The organism is Streptomyces sp. NBC_01276, from assembly GCF_041435355.1.
Lineage (GTDB): Bacteria > Actinomycetota > Actinomycetes > Streptomycetales > Streptomycetaceae > Streptomyces.
Genome location: NZ_CP108442.1, coordinates 343,665 through 360,320 on the forward strand (window position 1 = coordinate 343,665; position 16,656 = coordinate 360,320).

Annotated in this window: 11 protein-coding genes; 10 read left to right on the forward strand and 1 reads right to left on the reverse strand. The window is 76.0% G+C overall.

The features are described from left to right. The first annotated feature begins 336 nt into the window (after nt 1-336). The 9 genes from OG295_RS01355 to OG295_RS01395 all read left to right on the forward strand — a co-directional run bounded on the left by OG295_RS01355 (nt 337) and on the right by OG295_RS01395 (nt 14,884). Entirely contained in the window at nt 337-2,532 is a 2,196-nt protein-coding gene (locus OG295_RS01355) for a TOMM precursor leader peptide-binding protein (protein WP_371675100.1), read from the forward strand. Next, nucleotides 2,522-4,456, forward strand: coding sequence for a TOMM precursor leader peptide-binding protein (locus OG295_RS01360; RefSeq protein WP_371675101.1), 1,935 nt, complete (start codon nt 2,522-2,524; stop codon nt 4,454-4,456). Before OG295_RS01355 ends, OG295_RS01360 begins: the two co-directional genes overlap by 11 nt. A 49-nt stretch (nt 4,457-4,505) precedes the next feature. Next, nucleotides 4,506-6,050, forward strand: coding sequence for a SagB family peptide dehydrogenase (locus OG295_RS01365; protein WP_371675102.1), 1,545 nt, complete (start codon nt 4,506-4,508; stop codon nt 6,048-6,050). Between the two features lie 41 nt (nt 6,051-6,091). Then, a complete protein-coding gene (locus tag OG295_RS01370) occupies nt 6,092-8,941 on the forward strand; it encodes a lantibiotic dehydratase (RefSeq protein ID WP_371675103.1) in 2,850 nt (949 codons plus the stop codon). Beyond that, nucleotides 8,929-10,008 (forward strand): lantibiotic dehydratase C-terminal domain-containing protein, encoded by a 1,080-nt coding sequence (locus tag OG295_RS01375; RefSeq protein WP_371675104.1) that lies wholly within the window; start codon nt 8,929-8,931, stop codon nt 10,006-10,008. Before OG295_RS01370 ends, OG295_RS01375 begins: the two co-directional genes overlap by 13 nt. Nucleotides 10,009-10,022: 14 nt before the next feature. Continuing rightward, a complete protein-coding gene (locus tag OG295_RS01380) occupies nt 10,023-11,111 on the forward strand; it encodes a peptidase M50 (protein WP_371681070.1) in 1,089 nt (362 codons plus the stop codon). An 88-nt stretch (nt 11,112-11,199) separates the two neighbouring features. Continuing rightward, complete coding sequence (locus tag OG295_RS01385) at nt 11,200-12,186, forward strand: ABC transporter ATP-binding protein (RefSeq protein ID WP_371675105.1); 987 nt, start codon at nt 11,200-11,202, stop codon at nt 12,184-12,186. Then, nucleotides 12,183-12,938 carry an ABC transporter permease gene (locus OG295_RS01390; protein ID WP_371675106.1) on the forward strand — a complete coding sequence of 252 codons (756 nt, stop codon included), beginning with the start codon at nt 12,183-12,185 and terminating at the stop codon, nt 12,936-12,938. The genes OG295_RS01385 and OG295_RS01390 overlap by 4 nt, the downstream gene beginning before the upstream one ends. Further along, nucleotides 12,935-14,884 carry a TOMM precursor leader peptide-binding protein gene (locus tag OG295_RS01395; RefSeq protein ID WP_371675107.1) on the forward strand — a complete coding sequence of 650 codons (1,950 nt, stop codon included), beginning with the start codon at nt 12,935-12,937 and terminating at the stop codon, nt 14,882-14,884. The genes OG295_RS01390 and OG295_RS01395 overlap by 4 nt, the downstream gene beginning before the upstream one ends. Before the next feature lie 85 nt (nt 14,885-14,969). On the opposite strand, the gene OG295_RS01400 is transcribed toward OG295_RS01395, so the two are convergent. Next, complete coding sequence (locus OG295_RS01400; RefSeq protein WP_007268044.1) at nt 14,970-15,143, reverse strand: thiazolylpeptide-type bacteriocin; 174 nt, start codon at nt 15,141-15,143, stop codon at nt 14,970-14,972. Nucleotides 15,144-15,327: 184 nt separating this feature from the next. Between OG295_RS01400 and OG295_RS01405 the strand changes: the two genes are divergently transcribed. After that, nucleotides 15,328-16,635, forward strand: a complete 1,308-nt coding sequence (locus OG295_RS01405) for an amidohydrolase (protein ID WP_371675108.1) — start codon at nt 15,328-15,330, stop codon at nt 16,633-16,635. Nucleotides 16,636-16,656 lie beyond the last annotated feature (21 nt).

Consider the following 16,656-nt stretch of genomic DNA (forward strand, 5'->3'; position numbering starts at 1 on the left):
CCCCGTACCGCCCCGGCTGCCCCAGGGCCCACGCCCGGTCCGGCAGCACCGCTCGTACCGGCAGCCCCACTTGCCCGGCAGCCCCATTCGCCCGGCAGCCCAGCTCCGTCACGCCCACACCGTTCGTCCCGCACGCACCGCCCGGCCCGCACGCGCGCCGTCGCGCACCCCCACCCGCCCGCGACCCGCTCCTCCCGGCCCCGCCCGACCCCTGCGGTGGGCGCCGGCCGCGCACCCCCCACAGCCCGCCGCCCCTCCCTCCCCTCCCGCCCCTCCCGCCCCGGCATTTCCCACCTCACGTCTCCGACCCCACCAGACCGCAAGCAGAGGTGTTCCATGTCCCAAGCCAGCTTCGACGACGTCGCCGCCACCCGGCCCCGGATCCGCCGGGACGTGCTCTTCACCGAGACGCCGGACGGCGTGCTGTTCCACAACTCCGACGGCGGGTTCCGCCTCACCGCCCGCGCGGCCTACCGCTTCGCGACGCTGATCGTCCCTCACCTGACCGGCGAGCACTCCGTGGCCGAGCTCTGTCAGGGGCTGGGCGCACCCCAGCGCGCGATGGTCGGCGAACTCGTCAGAACCCTGTACGACAGGGACTTCGCCCGTCCCGTGGCCGAGCCGGAGTCCACTTCCCCGGCCGCGGTCCCCGAGCCCGACGTCGCACGGCGGTACGCGCCGCAGATCGCCTACGCCGACCACTACGCCGACGACGCCGAGGCCCGCTTCCTGCGCTTCCGCGGCACCCGGGTGGCCGTCCTCGGCGAGGACCCCGTCGCCCGCTGGTGCGCGGTCTCCCTGGTGCGCAACGGCTGCGCGGCCGTGGCTCTGCCGCCGGGGCCGGCGGTGGCCGAGGTGGAGGCCGAGGCCGCGGAGGCGGTCGCGGACGGCTGTCCGGTGGAGGTCCGCACGCTGGCCGCCCTCCCGTCGGGGTGGGAGGAACTGGCCGGCTACGACTTCGTGGTGGTGACCGGCGGGACCGACGCCCCGGCCCGGCTGCTCCCGCTGCTGCGCGCCGGGATACCCGAGGGCCGCTCGCTGCTGCCCGCCTGGACGTACGGCGGCGACGCCGTCGTGGGCCCCCTGATGACGCACGGCACCGTCGGCTGCTGGTCCTGTGCCGCGCTGCGGCTGGGCGCGGCGCGCGGGGGCGCGGGCGCGGCCGAGCTGTGGAGCGCGCTGGCGCTGCCGGGCAGCCCCCCGGCCGCGGGGCCGGTGCCGGGCCGGCCGCTGGCCGCGATGATCGGCAACCTGCTGGGGTACGAGGTGTTCCGCGCGACCTCGGGGACCCTGCCGGCCGAGACCGCCGGGCGGCTGCTCGTCCAGGACATGGCCTCGCTGGACGTGACGGCCGAGCCGCTGTTCCCGCACCCGCGCTGCCCGTTCTGCGCGCAGGAGGAACCTTCCCCGGTGTCCGTGGACCTCGCCGCCGCGGGCCGCTCGGGCACGCCCGCGCTGCCCACGCTGGAGACGGCCCGGGAGGCGGAGGAGCTCGTCGAGGAGCTGAACCGGCGTTCCGCGGCGGTGCGGCCGTACGCGGGGGTGTTCACCCGGTACGCGGACGAGGAGCTGACGCAGATCCCGCTCAAGCTGGGCGTGGTCGAGCTGGGCATCGGGCACGCCGGGCCGCGCGCGGTGGCCGCCTTCGACATCCACCACGTGGCCGGGGCGCGGATGCGGGCGCTGGACGCCGCGGCGCTGGTGTACGCGGAGCACGTGGTGCCGGCGCGCGGGCTGACCGCGGGCGGCTGGGGCGACGCGGTGACGGCGGCCCGGCTGACGACGGCCTCCGGGATACCGGGCGAGGTGTCCGCGTACCAGCGGGCGGTGTCCCTGCTGACGAAGGAACCGGCGCTGGTCCCGGCGGGCGCGGTGCGGCCGTTCGGCCCGCACAACGCCGACCGCCTCTTCGAGCGCACCCGTGCCGGGGCGGGGGCCGGCCCCTCCCCCGCCGACTCGGCCGCCGCCGGTCTGCTGTCGGCGCTCGGGCACAGCGCGCTGCTGCGGGCCGTGCGCGGCGCCGCGGCGGCCCCGGTGGCGCTGCCGGAACCGCGGGAGGGGGAGGACGCCGAACTCGTCTTCCTCGTGCGGTCGGCGGAGCGGCTCGGGCTGGAGCCGGAGGTGCTGGACCTCGGCGAGGGCGCCCGCAGCGGGGTCGAGGTGCTGCTGGCCCGGTCCGGGGAACACTGGGCGCTGGGCGAGGGGCTGGACCGGCGGTCGGCGGCGGTCGCGGCCCTGCGGGAGCTGCTGGGCGCGGTCCAGTACGCCGCCGATCCGGCGGCCGGAGGCCCGGCCGACACGGGCGATCCGCTGCTGCGGGACCTGGACCCGCGGGCGCTGACGGTCTCCGGTGCGGCCCCCGTGCCGGCGGCGGGCCCGGAGACCACCTGGGACGCGGTGCTGGAGCGGCTGGGCGCCGGCGGACGGGACGCGTACGTGGTGGCGACCGGGGCGCCGGAGCTGGCGGGCGCCGGTGTCCACACCGTGCGGGTGCTGCTCACGGCGGAGCGGGAGCCCGGCGATGACGCGTGACGCCCCCGCCCGCCGGGTGACGGCCGCCGCCTCGGTGTCCGAGGGGCTCGGCCCGGAGGCCGCCGGACGGTTCGCGGCCCTGCTGGACCGCGCCCTGACGGACCTGGACGCTCCCGCGGTGACCCTGACGGCCCTCGGCCTGCGCGACGCCTTCCACGCGCCGGCCCCGGACGCGGCGGTGCCGGGCGGGGCCGGGGTTCCGGTGAGCCTGTACGGGCACCAGGCCGTCGTCGGACCCGTGACCGTGGCGGGTCCGGGGTGCGCGCGGTGCCTGGAGCGGCGCTGGCAGGCCGTCCGGTCCGTCGCGCTGCGGGACGCGCTGGAGCTGGGTAGCGGTACGCGGGCGGTGGGCGGGTGGCCGTACGCGCACCCCTTCGCCGCCGACGCCGTCGCCGCGCTGGTGGCGGCGGTCGCCGGGAACGGTCCGGGGGCGGGCCCGTTCCCCGAGGTGCGGTCGCTCGACCTGCGCACGGGCGCGGTCCGGCGCTACCCGCTGGTGCCCGATCCCGAGTGCCCGGTGTGCGCCACGCCCACGGTGGACGGGCCCGCACCGCCGGGCCTGGCGCCGGCGCCCAAGTACCGGCCGGGCGCCTTCCGTACCCGTCCCGTGGAGGAGTACGCCATCGAGGTGGCGGCCTTCGCCAATCCGCTGTGCGGGGCGCTGGGGCCCTCCCTGGTGCAGGACGTCTCCTCGACGTCCACCTCGGCCACCATCGGCTGCTTCTCGATGCGTTCGGGCGAGTACCTGCGCGAGACCTTCTGGGGCGGGCACACCGACACCTTCGACCGCAGCGCGCGCGTCGGGGTGCTGGAGGGGCTGGAGCGGTACGCGGGGATGCGCGCCCGCTCCCGTACGACCAGCGTCACCGGCTCGCTCCGGTCGTTCGGCTCCGAGGCCGTGGATCCGCGGGAAGTCGGCCTGTACGGGGAGCGGTTCCACCGGGACAACCCCCGGGTGCGGCCCTTCGACCCGGACCGGGAGATCCCCTGGGTATGGGGCTGGTCCCTGCGCGACCGGGAGCCGCGCCTGGTGCCCGAGGTCCTGACGTACTACCACGCGCCCGGCCTGGAGAACCGGTTCGTCCAGGAGAGCTCAAACGGCTGCGCCTCCGGCGGGAGCCTGGCCGAGGCCTGCTACTTCGGGCTGATGGAGGTCGTGGAGCGGGACGCCTTCCTGCTCGCCTGGTACGGGCGCCAGCCGCTGCCGGAGATCGATCCGGCGACCAGCTCCCGGGCCTCCACCCGGGCGATGGTCGACCGGCTGGCCCTGTACGGGTACCGGGCGCGGTTCTTCGACACGCGGATCAGCTTCCCGATCCCGGTGGTGACCGCCGTCGCGGAGCGCTTCGACGGGGGCACGGGCCGGATGTGCTTCGGGGCGGGGGCCGGGCTGGACCCGGAGTCCGCGCTGGACTCGGCGCTGTGCGAGATCGCCACGGACGCGGTGAACCTGCCCGGCCGCACCGAGCGGGACTCAGACCGGCTGCGCGCGATGGCGGCCGACTTCGACCTGGTCACCGCCCTGCACGACCACCCGCTGGTGTACGGGGTGCCGCAGATGGGCCGGCACGCCGACTTCCTGCTGCGCACCCCGTACCCCGGGCCGCCGCGTCCGGTGTCGGCGCTGCTGGGCCCCGACGGGGTGTCGGACGACGTCCGCGAGGACCTGGCGCGGTGCGTCGACGCCGTCGCCGCCCGGGGGTTCGACGTGGTGGTGGTCGACCAGACGATGCCCGAGCAGCGGGCGCTGGGACTGCACACCGTGAGCGTGCTCGTACCCGGGCTGCTGCCGATCGACTTCGGCTGGTCGCGGCAGCGGGCCCTGGGCATGCCGCGGCTGCGGACCGCCCTGCGCGAGGCCGGGCTGCGCGAGCGGGACCTGGAGGACTCCGACCTCAACCCGGCCCCGCACCCCTTCCCCTGACCCGGCCGCCGGCACGCTCCGGCACGCTCCGATCGACCGAGGAGGACCCGTGGGCTACGCCCATGACTACGCCAGCGCCATCATGTACCGGGGCCGGATCCCCATGGAGCCCGTGGACTTCGTGCCCGACTGGGCCGACCGCCCCCGCAAGGCCAAGTTCTACGCGGAGGCGGAGACCCTGCCGCTGCCGGATCCGGCGGACGGGCCGCGGCCCGCGCCGGGGTTCACCCTGCCGCTGCTCTCCGGGATGCTCCAGGACTCGTACGGGCTGACCGGCCGGCGCCTGGGGGTGCAGGCCAACACCGACCTGGCGGCGCTCCCCCACTACACGCAGGCCAACTGGTCCCGGGGCACCGCCTCCGGCGGCGGGCTCTACCCCGTCGGCGTGTACTGGGCCGCCGGGGCGGGCGGCCCCCTCACGCCGGGGGTGTACCACTACGCCCCGCACCAGCACGGGCTGCGCCGGCTGCTGACCGGCGACGTCACCGGTGAGGTCCGCGCGGCGCTCGGGGCGGGCCCGGACGGCTGCACCCAGTACCTGGTGCTCGGCGTCAAGTACTGGCAGAACGCCTTCAAGTACAACAGCTTCTCCTTCCACGCGGTGAGCATGGACGTGGGCGCGCTGCTGCAGACCTGGCGGCTGTGGGCGCGGGCGTACGGGCTGCGGATCGCGCCCGCGCTGTGGTTCGACGAGGAGCGGCTGGCCCGGCTGCTCGGCGTGGTCCCCGAGGAGGAGGGGATCTTCGCCGTGCTCCCGCTGGAGTGGGAGGGCGACGGGCCCCGGGTACCCGCAGCGGCACCCGCCGCGGCACCCGCCGTCCGCCTCCGTGACAGCGAGCGCTCCCGGACCGTGCTCGGCTTCGAGACGCTGCGCCGGATCCACGGCGCCACGCTGGGCCGGGCGGGCGGCCGGCCGGCTCCGGGCGCGCTGGACGCGGCCGCCGCGTACCCGCCCCGGGGCGGTCAGGGCGTGCCGCTGCCCGTGCCGGACGCCGCCCCGCTGGAGCCGGCGGCGGCGCTGCGGGCGCGGCGCAGCAGCTTCGGCCGGTTCGACGCGAGCCGGCCGGTGACGGCGGGGCAGCTGGCGGCCGCGCTGGCCGACTGCGCGGCCACCCGGGTGGGCAGCGACGCGGAACGGCCCGAGGGGCCGCCGCTCACCTCCCTGTACGCCTTCGTCAACCACGTCGAGGGCATCGCCCCCGGCAGCTACGCCTACGATCCGGCGGCCCACGCCCTGCGCCTGGTGGTGGCCGGGCCGCCCGGCCCCTTCCTCCAGGCCAACTACTTCCTGTCCAACTACAACCTGGAGCAGGCGGCGGCCGTGCTCGTGCCGACCGTGCGGACCACCGCGGTCCTCGACGCGGTCGGCGACCGCGGCTACCGCCTCGTCGGCGCGGCCGTCGGTGCCGTCGCGCAGACCTTCTACGCCTGCGCCGCCGCCCACGGGCTCGGCGCGGGCGTGGCGCTCGGCTTCGACAACGTCTCGTACGCCGAGCGGCTGGGGCTGGAGGACACCGACGAGGCGCCGCTGCTGATCATGCTGCTCGGTCACGAGCGGCCGCGCCCCGCCGACTTCCGCCACGAGATCGCCTGACCGGACGCGAAGTGCCCACCGAGAGAAGCGGAACGATCAGGATGAACACCACCACCCAATGGCGAGCGGGCGACCGCTTCATGCTGCGCGTGGCCGGCCTGCCCCTGACCGCGGCCGACGCGCTGCGCTGCGCGGACACCCGCCGCTGGGCGGCCGACGTGCTCACGGCCGAGGACGCGCTGCGGGCGGACGCCCAGTGGCTGAGCGAGGTGCTGCACCGGGCGGTCGGCGCGACCGACCCGGATCCGGGCGGACCGGACGCGGCGGGGCGCCGCGCGCTGCTGCGGCTGCGGCGGCAGATCCACAACGGGCGGCCGCCCGCCGACCCCGAGGGCGCGCTGCGCACGCTCGCCGACTTCGGCGGACCGGGGGCCGGCGACGCGGTGGAGCGGCTCGGCGGCTGGCTGCTGCGCGCGGGCGAACTGGCGAAGCTGCTGGCCGAGGGCGAGGCCCTGCTGGCCGCCGATCTGGGCCGGGGCCGGGCGGCGCTGCGCGAACTGCTGGCGGACGAGCGGCTGCGGCACGGGCTGCTGCTGGCCTCGCCGGTCCTGGAAGGGCAGCTCGACGCGTACGCGGAGGCCACCGCGGACGGCGCGGTGCCGCGGGGCCGGGCCCGCAAGGCCGAGCGCTCGGTGCTCTCGTACCTCTTCCGCACTGCCTGCAAGACCAGCCCCTTCAGCACCTTCACCGGGGTGGCGACCGGCCGGTTCACGGCGGAGGGCGGGCCGGAGGGGATCCGGGTGGAAGACCACTGGAGCAGCCACGTCCGGCTGAACGTGGTGGTCCTGGCCCGGCTCGCGGAGCTGGTCCTGGCCGATCCGGTGCGCCGCCGGGACCTGCCGCTGCGCCCGGCGCCGGGCTGGGGGCGCGAGGAGGACCGGATCCGCTACGTGCGCCGCTCGGTCACGGCCGGCGACGACTCGGCCGCCGTCACCTTCGACGCGGTCAAGGACCGCCTGTTCTTCCTGCGCCGCAGCGGCACCCTCGACCGGCTGCTCGCCCTGTTCGCGGAGCGGGAGGAGGCCGTCGGGCAGCCGGAGCTGCGCCACCGGGAGCTGCGCCACCGGGAGCTGGCCGACTGGCTGGCGGCGGAGCACGGGGCGCCGGCGGCGGAGTGCGAGGCGTACATCGCGGCCCTGCTGGAGCTGGGCATGGTGCGCGTGCCGTGCCTGGACACCCAGGTGCACAGCGGGGATCCCGTACGGTCCTTCCAGGGTGCGCTGCGCGCGCTGGAGCGGCCCTGGGCGGAGGCACTCGCCGGACTGCTGGAGGAGCCGGCCCGGGTGCTGGAGCGCTATCCGCACGCGGACCGGGCGGAGCGCGCGGAACTGCTGCGCGCCCTGCGCACCGGGCTGCGCCGGGCGCAGGAGGAGCTGGGCGCGCCCGCGGACGCGCCGCTGCCGCAGACCCTGGTCTACGAGGACGTGAGCGCGGGCCGTGAGCTGCCGGCGCCGGCGCCGGCGTGGGCACGGGAGGGTTCCGGCGGGGGCGCGCTGCGGTCGGTGGAGCGGATCCTGCCGGCCTTCGACCTGACCCTCGCCCAGCGGATCACCTTCGAGGGCTTCTTCACCGCCCGCTACGGGCGGGGCGGGCGCTGCGAGGACCTCCTGGGCCTGGTGCACGACTTCCACGAGGACTTCTTCGACCAGTACCTGTCCTTCACCGCGCGGCGCACCCCCTTCGACGCGCGCGGCGAGTACGTGCCGGAGGAGAACTGGCTCGGGCTGCCCGGCATCCGGGCCCTGGACGCGGCCCGGCGCGCCTTCACCGGCCGGATGCGGGAGCACTGGGCGGCGTACGAGGAGCGGGGCGGCGGCGCCGAACTGCGCCTGACCGAGGACGACGTCGAGGCCGTGGCGGGGGAACTGGAGCCGGTGGTACCCGGTTTCGCGCCGCGCTGCCACCACGTGCAGCTGGCCCGCGACCCGGCCACGGGCGCGGAGCTGACCGTGCTGAACCGCTCCTACGGCGGGCTGTCCTTCCCCTTCAGCCGTTTCACCCACGTCTACGGGGACCGGGACGGCCGGCCGTCCCTCGACGGGCAGTTGCGCGCCACGGCCGCCGCGGTCACCCCGCCGGGCGCGGTGTTCGCCGAGGTCACCGGCGGGCCGGTGACCACCAACCTGAACCTGCACGGACGGCTCACCGACCACGAGATCGTCTGTCCGGGCGAGAGCGGCACCCTGCCGGAGGAACGGCTGCTGCGCCTGGACGACCTGTACGCGCAGCACGTGCCCGGGACGGGCCGGGTGGTGCTGCGGTCGCGCCGCCTGGGCGTGGAGGTGATCCCGGTGTACCTCGGGTACCTGGTGCCGCTCGCGCTGCCCGCCGTACCGCGGACCCTGCTGCTGCTCTCACCGTCCTCGATGTCCCCGCTGGACGTGTGGGCGGGGGTGCCGGACGCCGCGGCGCACGGCGGGGTGAGCGCGCGTCCGCGGGTGGTGCACGGGGACGTGGTGCTGAGTCGGCGCAGCTGGACCACCACGGCGGGGCGACTGCCCGTCCACGGGGCGCGGGAGGCCGCGCACTTCCTGGAGTGGCAGCGCTGGCGACGGGCCCACGGGCTGCCGGAGCGGGTGTTCGCGACGGTGTCGGCGGGTCCGTCGGCGCTGGGGGCGAAACCGCAGTACGTGGACTTCGCGAGCCTGCTGTCGCTGGCGGCCTTCGAGCCGCTGCTGCGGGAGGGCGGCCACCGGGTGGTCTTCCGCGAGATGCTGCCGGACCCCGGCGCGCTGCACACCTTCTCGGAGCGCGGGGCGCACGTCGCCGAACTCGCCGTCGAGACCTTCACCACGACCGCCCCGGGCGCCACGGCCACCCCGTCGGGCCCGGGCTCCCCGTTGTCCTCGAACTCCCCTGATCCGGAAGGCGTTGCCAGATGTCAGAGCTGACCCCGACGCGTGGCGCGTGGCAGGCCATGCACATCTTCTACGCCGCCAACCCGCAGCCCCTGCTGGTGCGGTGCGTGCGCCCGCTGATCGCCTCGCTCGCAGAGGACGGCCTGCTGGCGGGCCACTTCTTCATCAACTACTGGCTGGAAGGGCCGCACGTGCGGCTGCGGCTGTGCCCGGTGGCCCCCGAGGCGGAGCCCGAGGTGCGGCGGCGCACCGAGGAGGCGGTGGCCGCCTTCCTGAAGGCCCGGCCGGCGCTGTACGAGGTGGACTCCGGATTCCTCAACGAGTTCTACAACACGCTCTTCGACATCGAGTTCCCCGAGGGGGACCGGGCCGCCTTCATGGGCGCCGACGGCCGGATGAACCTGCGCCCCAACAACTCCTTCTCCTGGGAGCCGTACGAACCGGAGTTCGGCAAGTACGGCGGTCCGGCCGGGGTCGAGCTCGCCGAGTGGCACTTCGCCCGCTCCAGCGATCTGGTCATGGAGGCCCTGGGCTCGATGAACCTGCACCTGCGGACGGTGCTGCTGGGCACGTCGGCGCAGCTGATGATGGTGATGGCGGGGGTGTTCCTGCCCGACCGGGAGGAGCTCGGCGGCTACCTCGACCGTTACTACGAGTTCTGGCACCGGGCCTTCCCGGGCACCGGGTTCATCGGCTCCTCCGAGTACGACCGCACCTACGAGCAGACCGCCCCCGGGCTCGCGCGCCGCTTCGCGGGGGTGCTGGCGGCGCTCGGCTCCGGGGAGACCGGCCGGCTGCCCGCCTTCCTCGCCGGCTGGGCCGAGCACTGCCGGGAGCTGCGGCGGCGGGCCGAGGCGCTCGCCGTCGACGGGGAGCTGGTGTTCCGCTCGTGGGACGGGACCCGCGACGAGCGGGTGACGGATCCGGCGGTGGCGCTGCCGCTGCTGCTCTCCCCCTACATGCACATGACGAACAACCGGCTGCACGTGACCATCCGGGACGAGGCCTATCTCGCGCACCTGCTGGGCCGGGTGCTGCGGGAGGGCGTGCCCGGGGGCGCCTCGCCGGACCCGGCCGGGGCGGAGGTGGTCGGGCCGTGAGCACGCCGTCGGGGATGCTGGAGCACCGGCCGGCGCTGCGGCCGGGGATCCTGCTGTCGCCGCCGCTGCTGAACGGCCCGGCCGTGGTGCACCTGGTGAAGGATCCGGTGTCCGGGTCCTCCTTCGAGATCGGGCCGAAGGAGTACTTCCTGGTCTCGCGGCTGGACGGCTCGCGCAGCCTCGCGGAGATCGGCGAGGCCTACGGCCGGGCCTTCGGGCGCCGCCTGGGCGAGCGGAACTGGCAGCAGCTGCTCGGGCTGCTGGGGAGCCGGCGGCTGCTGGCGGGCGGTCCGCTCCCGGAGCCCGCGGCCGGACCGGGACCGCAGCGCACCGGGACCCTGCTGCGCGGGACCCTGCGGCTGGTCGCGGACGCCGACGCGACGACGGCGCGGCTGCACCGGTTCCTGCGGCCGGTCCTGCGGCCGGTGGCGGTGGGGGCGCTGATCCTCGTATGCCTGGGCATGGAAGGGGTGCTGGCTCTCGCGGCCGGGGAACTCCTGGAGGACCTGTGGTGGTTGCTGTCGCGCCCGGTGCCGCTGCTGGCGGTGGCCACGCTGCTGTGGTTGAGCACCGCCCTGCACGAGTTCGCGCACGGGATCGCCGCCCGGCACGTCGGCGGTACGGTCGGGGAGATCGGGCTGCGCTGGCGGCTGCCGGTCGCGATCATGTACTGCACCGTCGACAACTACCGCTACCTGCGGCGTCGTCGCCAGCAGCTGGCGGTCGCCGGGGCGGGCGCCTTCGCCAACCTGTTGTTCCTGCTGCCCTTCTTCGGCTGGTGGGCCGCACTGCCCACCGACGACGCCACCGGGCGGGTGCTGGGCGCGCTGCTGCTGCTCGGCAGCGCCCAGGCCCTGGTCAACCTCGTCCCGCTGCCGCCGCTCGACGGCTACGCGCTGCTCGGGCACGCCCTGCGCGTGACCCGGCTGGCGCCCGCCAGCTCGGCCTACCTGCGGCTGCGGATGCGCGACCGCGCCGCCGCGGACGCGTACCCGCGCCGGGCCCGGCGGCTCTACCTCGGCTACGGCATCGGCTCGGCCGTGCTGGTCCTGCTCCTGGCCGGGGCCGCGGCGGCCGCCGTGGTCCTCACCGTCCGTACCTGAACCCGAACCCCTTCCTTCCACCCGCTCCGTCTCCGATGCCGCCACCGATACCGATGTCGCTACCGATACCGAGGGAACCGCACCGCCCATGACAACTGACCGCACCCCACCGCCCGAGGCACCCGTCACGGGCCCCGTCGCCGTCTCCGTCCAGGAGGTCCGCAAGCGCTACGGCGACCGCCAGGCCGTGGACGGCATCTCCCTCGACGTGCGCCGCGGCGAGTTCTTCGGCCTGCTCGGCCCCAACGGCGCGGGCAAGACCACCCTCATCGAGATCGTCGAGGGCCTGCGCCAGGCGGACTCCGGCACGGTGGAGGTCCTGGGCGAACGCCCCTGGCCCCGCAACACCGCGCTGCTGCCGCGGATCGGCGTCCAGACGCAGGCGTCGGCCTTCTTCGTGCGGCAGACGGCGCGCGAGCACCTGGCGACCGTCGCCGGGCTGTACCGCAAGGACGCGGCCGCCGCGGACCGCACGCTGGAGACGGTCGCCCTGACCGAGCAGCGCGACGTCCTCGTCGAGAACCTCTCGGGCGGGCAGCGCCAGCGGCTCGCCATCGCCTCGGCGCTGGTCCACGACCCCGAACTGATCTTCCTGGACGAACCGACGGCCGCGCTGGACCCGCAGGCCCGCCGTGACCTGTGGGAGGTGCTGCGCGCCCTCAAGGGCGAGGGCCGCACCATCGTCTACACCACCCACCACCTGGACGAGGCCGAGGCCCTGTGCGACCGGGTGGCCATCCTCGTCGCGGGCCGGATCGCCGCCCTCGACTCCCCGCACCGGCTGGTCGCCTCCGCCGGGGCCCCGGCCCGGCTGCTGGTGCCGGCCGGGCGGATCGGCGTCGCGCAGGCCGCCGCCCTGGAGGGGGTGGACCGGGTGAGCGAGCAGGGCGGCTCCCTGGTGCTGGAGACCTCTGCCCCCGGCCGGGTCCTGCAGGCCGTCGACGCCCTCACCGGACTCGACGGGGTGATGACCCGGACGGCGACCCTGGAGGACGTCTACCTGGAACTCACCGGCCACCACCACGGGCCGGACACCGGCCGCACCCCCGCACACACCACGGAGTCCCCGGCATGAGCGCGTACACGGCACTGACCTCGTCGGGCTACCGGGCCCAGGTCCGGGACAAGGCCACCCTCTTCTTCACCTTCGCCTTCCCCCTCCTCTTCCTCGTCGTCTTCGGCCTGATCTTCAGCGGCCAGGACGTGGAGGAGAGCGGACGCCCCTACATCTCGTACATCGCACCGGGGGTGATGTCCTGGGGCGTCGCCAACGCCGCCGTCTTCGGTATCGCCTTCACCCTGATGCAGTGGCGGCGCGACGACCTGCTGCGGCTGATCCGGCTCACCCCCACGCCGCTGACCACCGTGCTGGCCTCCCGCTACGTCCTGGCCGTGGTCGTGGGCGTCGTGCAGGCGGCGGTGTTCATAGCCGTGGCCATGCTGCCCGGCTTCGGGCTGGTCCTGGACGGCCGCTGGCCGCTGGTGCTGCCGGCGCTGGTGGCCGGAATCACCGCCTTCATGGCGATCGGCGTGATCGTCGGGAACTTCGCCAACACTCCCGAGGCCGTCGCCGCGATCGCCAACTGCCTGATGGTGCCGATGGCGTTCCTGTCCGGGTCCTTCCTGCCGCTCGACATGATGCCGGGCTGGCTGCGGTCGGTCTCCCGGGTGCTGCCCCTGCGCTACCTCAACGACGCGGCCACGGGCGCGCTGACCGGTTCGGGCTCCCTCGCCACCATCGGGATCGGGTGCGCGGCGCTGTGCGGGTTCGCCCTGCTGTTCGGCGGGATCGGGCTCAAGACCTTCCGCTGGAGCAACCAGTCATGACCACGACGAGAGCCGTACGGGAGGGGGTCCCGGCGGGCGCCCCGATGGAAGCGGCCCGGCGCGCGCTGGAGGGGGCCCTCGGCGGCGCGGGCACCGGGCCCGCCGTCGTCACCCTGGGGGTGCACGACGCCCTCGGACCGCGCGCCGCCGACCCGTTCGCCCCGGTCCGGCCGGGCGCCACGGTCCACCTCAGCGCCCGGGCCGTACTGGTCGGCCCGTGGGGCGGCGACGGCACCGCGCCCGCCTGCGGGCAGTGCCTGGCGATGCGCTGGCAGCGGCTGCGCAGCCGCAGCGAACGGGACGCGCTGGAGACCGGCACCGGGCCGGTCACCACCGTGGCGGTGAACTGGCCCCGGCTGTCCCCGTACGTGCTCGACGCGGTCGCCGCCCTGCACGCGGCCGTGGCGGGCGGGGAGGCGGGCGCGCCCGGCCCGTCGGCGGCCGACCGGGCCCTGCCCCAGGTCTCCCGGCTGGACCTGGAGACCCTCCAGGTGCGCACGTACCCGCTGGCCGCCGACCCGCTGTGCCCGGACTGCGGTCCGCGCGGCACCGACGCCCCGCGGCCGTTCACCCCGCGCTCGCGGCCCAAGCCCCACCCGGGGGCGCAGCGGCTGCGCGCGGCGTCCTCGTACCCGGTGCCGCACGAGGCGCTGGCCAACCCGGTGACGGGGGTGCTGGGCGCGGGCACCTGGACCAACGTGACCTCGCCGACCACCGCGCCCGTCGCGGGCAGCGTCTTCATGCGCGGCTACGCCGGGCTGACGGACGTCACCTGGAGCGGGCAGGCCAACAGCTTCTCCGCCAGCCGCGACCTGGCCTTCCTGGAGGGCCTGGAGCGGTACGCGGGCACGCACCGGCGCACCGGCGCCACCGAGGTGCTCACCGCCCCCTACGCGGAACTGGGCGGGCGGGCCCTGGACCCGGCGCTCTGCGGGTTCTACCCGGAGGCGACCTACCGGGACGATCCGCTGGTCTCGCCCTTCGACCCGCGGCGGCCCATCCCCTGGGTGTACGGGCATTCGCTGCGCGACGACCGCCCGGTGCTGGTCCCGGCCCGCCTGGCGTACTACAGCGCGGGCCTCGCGGCCGACAACTTCGTCTTCGAGTGCTCCAACGGCTGCGCCATCGGCGGTTCTCCCGAGGAGGCCCTGCTCGGCGCGCTGCTGGAGCTGATCGAGCGGGACGCCTTCCTGCTGGCCTGGTACGGCGGCCTGCGGCTGACGGAGATCGACCTGGCGTCCGTGCCGGGGCCGGCGGTGCGGACGATGGTGGACCGGGCCGCCCTGCAGGGGTACGACGTGCACGCCTTCGACAACCGGATCGACCTGGCGGTGCCGGTGGTGACGGGGCTCGCGGTGCGGCGCGACGGCGGGCCGGGGCTGTACTCCTTCGGCGCGGGGGCCGCGCTGGATCCGGCGGCGGCGGTGGAGGCCGCCCTGTCGGAGGTGCTCACCTACATCCCGCACCTGCCCGGCCAGGTGGCGGAGCGGCAGGCCGAACTGGAGGCGATGACCCGGGACTTCTCCCTGGTCAAGCACCTCAAGGACCATGCCCAGCTGTACGGGCTGCCCGCGATGTCCCCGTACGTGCGCCCGTACCGGGAGCCGCTCGCCGTGCGGCCGATGGACGGGCTGTACGAGGAGTGGGAGGAGCGGGGGCGCCCGCGGACGGGCGATCTGCGCGACGACCTGATGCTGTGCGTGGGCGAACTCACCTCCGCCGGGCACGATGTGATCGTCGTGGACCAGACGACTCCGGAGCAGCGCCGGGCGGGGCTGAGCACGGTGTGCGCGATCGTCCCGGGGCTGCTGCCGATCGACTTCGGCTGGTCGCGCCAGCGGGCCCCGTACATGCCGCGGATGCGGACGGCGGCCGTGCGCGCCGGGCTGCGCCGGGAGCCGCTGACGGAGGCGGAGGTCCGGCTGGTGCCGCACCCGTTCCCCTGAGCGGGCCGGCCCCGCGCGCCGGATGCCCCGGCCCCCTCGGGAGAGGGGGCCGGGGCATCCGTGTGCACGGCCTGCTGAGCTCGGGTCAGGCGCTGCAGGAGGTGGTGCTGGTGGTGGAGGAACAGGTCGAGGTGGAGCTGCAGCTGGTGGAACCGGCGAGCACGACCTCGCTGGCGTCCGAGTAGTCCGAGATCTCGAAGGTCTCCGACTCCAGCTCCAGGATCTCGTCGGCGAGCGAGGCGAGCGGCGACTTCTCCATGGGGACTCCTTCAGTTGGTGCGGTCACTGGGTGCGCGACCACGGGACGGCCGTCTCCGTGCGGTGCCCCTCCAGGAGAACCGCTCGCACCGTCATGTCACGTGTCCTCCTTCTGACATTCCTCTGACAGAAGGTGTCAGCGGCCTGACAGACCCGGCCGGATCCGGTGGCCGATCATGGGCTCCATGACCGCGACCGTCCCGGCCTCCGCCTCCGCCTCCCCTTCCGCCCCCGGCCCCGCCTCCGCCGTGCTCGCGGCGCTCCCCCCGCTGCTGCGGCCGCTGACCACCCTGTACCTGGATCTGCACCGGCACCCGGAGCTGTCGGGCGGGGAACGACGCACGGCGGGCCGCTTCGCCGACTGGCTGGAGTCCGCCGGGTACGCGACCACCCGCGGGATCGGCGGGCACGGCGTGGCCGGGGTGCTGCGACGGGGCGAAGGCCCGACCGTGGTGCTGCGCGCCGAGCTGGACGCGCTGCCGGTCCGGGAGACCACCGGGCTGCCGTACGCGAGCGAGGGGCCGGTGGCGCACGCCTGCGGGCACGACCTGCACCTGGCCGCGGCCGCCGGGGCCGCCTCCGTGCTGGCGGGCGCCGCCCCGGAGGCCTGGCGGGGCACGCTGGTGGTGGTGGGCCAGCCCGCGGAGGAGACGCTGGAGGGGGCCGCGGCGATGCTCGCCGACGGGCTGTACGAGCGTGTCGGCCGCCCGGACACGGTCCTCGCGCAGCACGCCGCGCCGCTCCCGGCCGGGATGGTGGCGCACGGGTACGGGCCGATGACGGCGGGCAGCGTCACCTTCCGGGTCGTGGTGCACGGCCGGGGCGGGCACGCGGGCGCCCCGCACCTGACGGTGGACCCGGTGGTGACGGCGGCCCACGTGGTGATCCGGCTGCAGACGGTGGTGGCGCGGGAGGCGGCGCCCTCGGAGCAGGTGGCCGTCACCGTGGGCTCGTTCCGGGCGGGCGAGCGCGCCAACGTGGTGCCGGAGCGGGCCGAGCTGCTGATCACGGTGCGGGCCGCGGGCGGGGCGGCGCTCGCGCGGGCCGCGGCCGGCGTGGAACGGATCGTCCGCGCGGAGTGCGCGGCTTCCGGCTGCCCCCGCGAGCCGGAGATCGTCCGCGAGCGCGAGTCTCCCGTCACCCACCCCGATCCGGCGACGACGGGGACGGTGCGGGAGGCGCACGCGGCGCACTTCGGGGCGGAGCGGGTGGCGATGTGGCCGCCGTCGCTCGCCACGGAGGACTTCGGGCTGTTCGGCGACGCGGGGCGGTCGGTGCACGGGGCGGAGGGGGTACGGCTCGCCTACTGGATGCTGGGCGTGGTCGGCCCCGCCGCGTGGGCGGCGGCGCCCGGGGAGGACGCCGCCGCGAAGCTGGCCGCGCTCCCGGCCAATCACGCGCCGGACTTCGCGCCCGACGTGCGGACGGCGCTGCCGGCAGGGGTGGCCGCGCTCACGGCGGCGGCGCTGGCCTGCCTGAACCCGATCCGGTGAGCGGGCCGGCCCCGGCGGCCG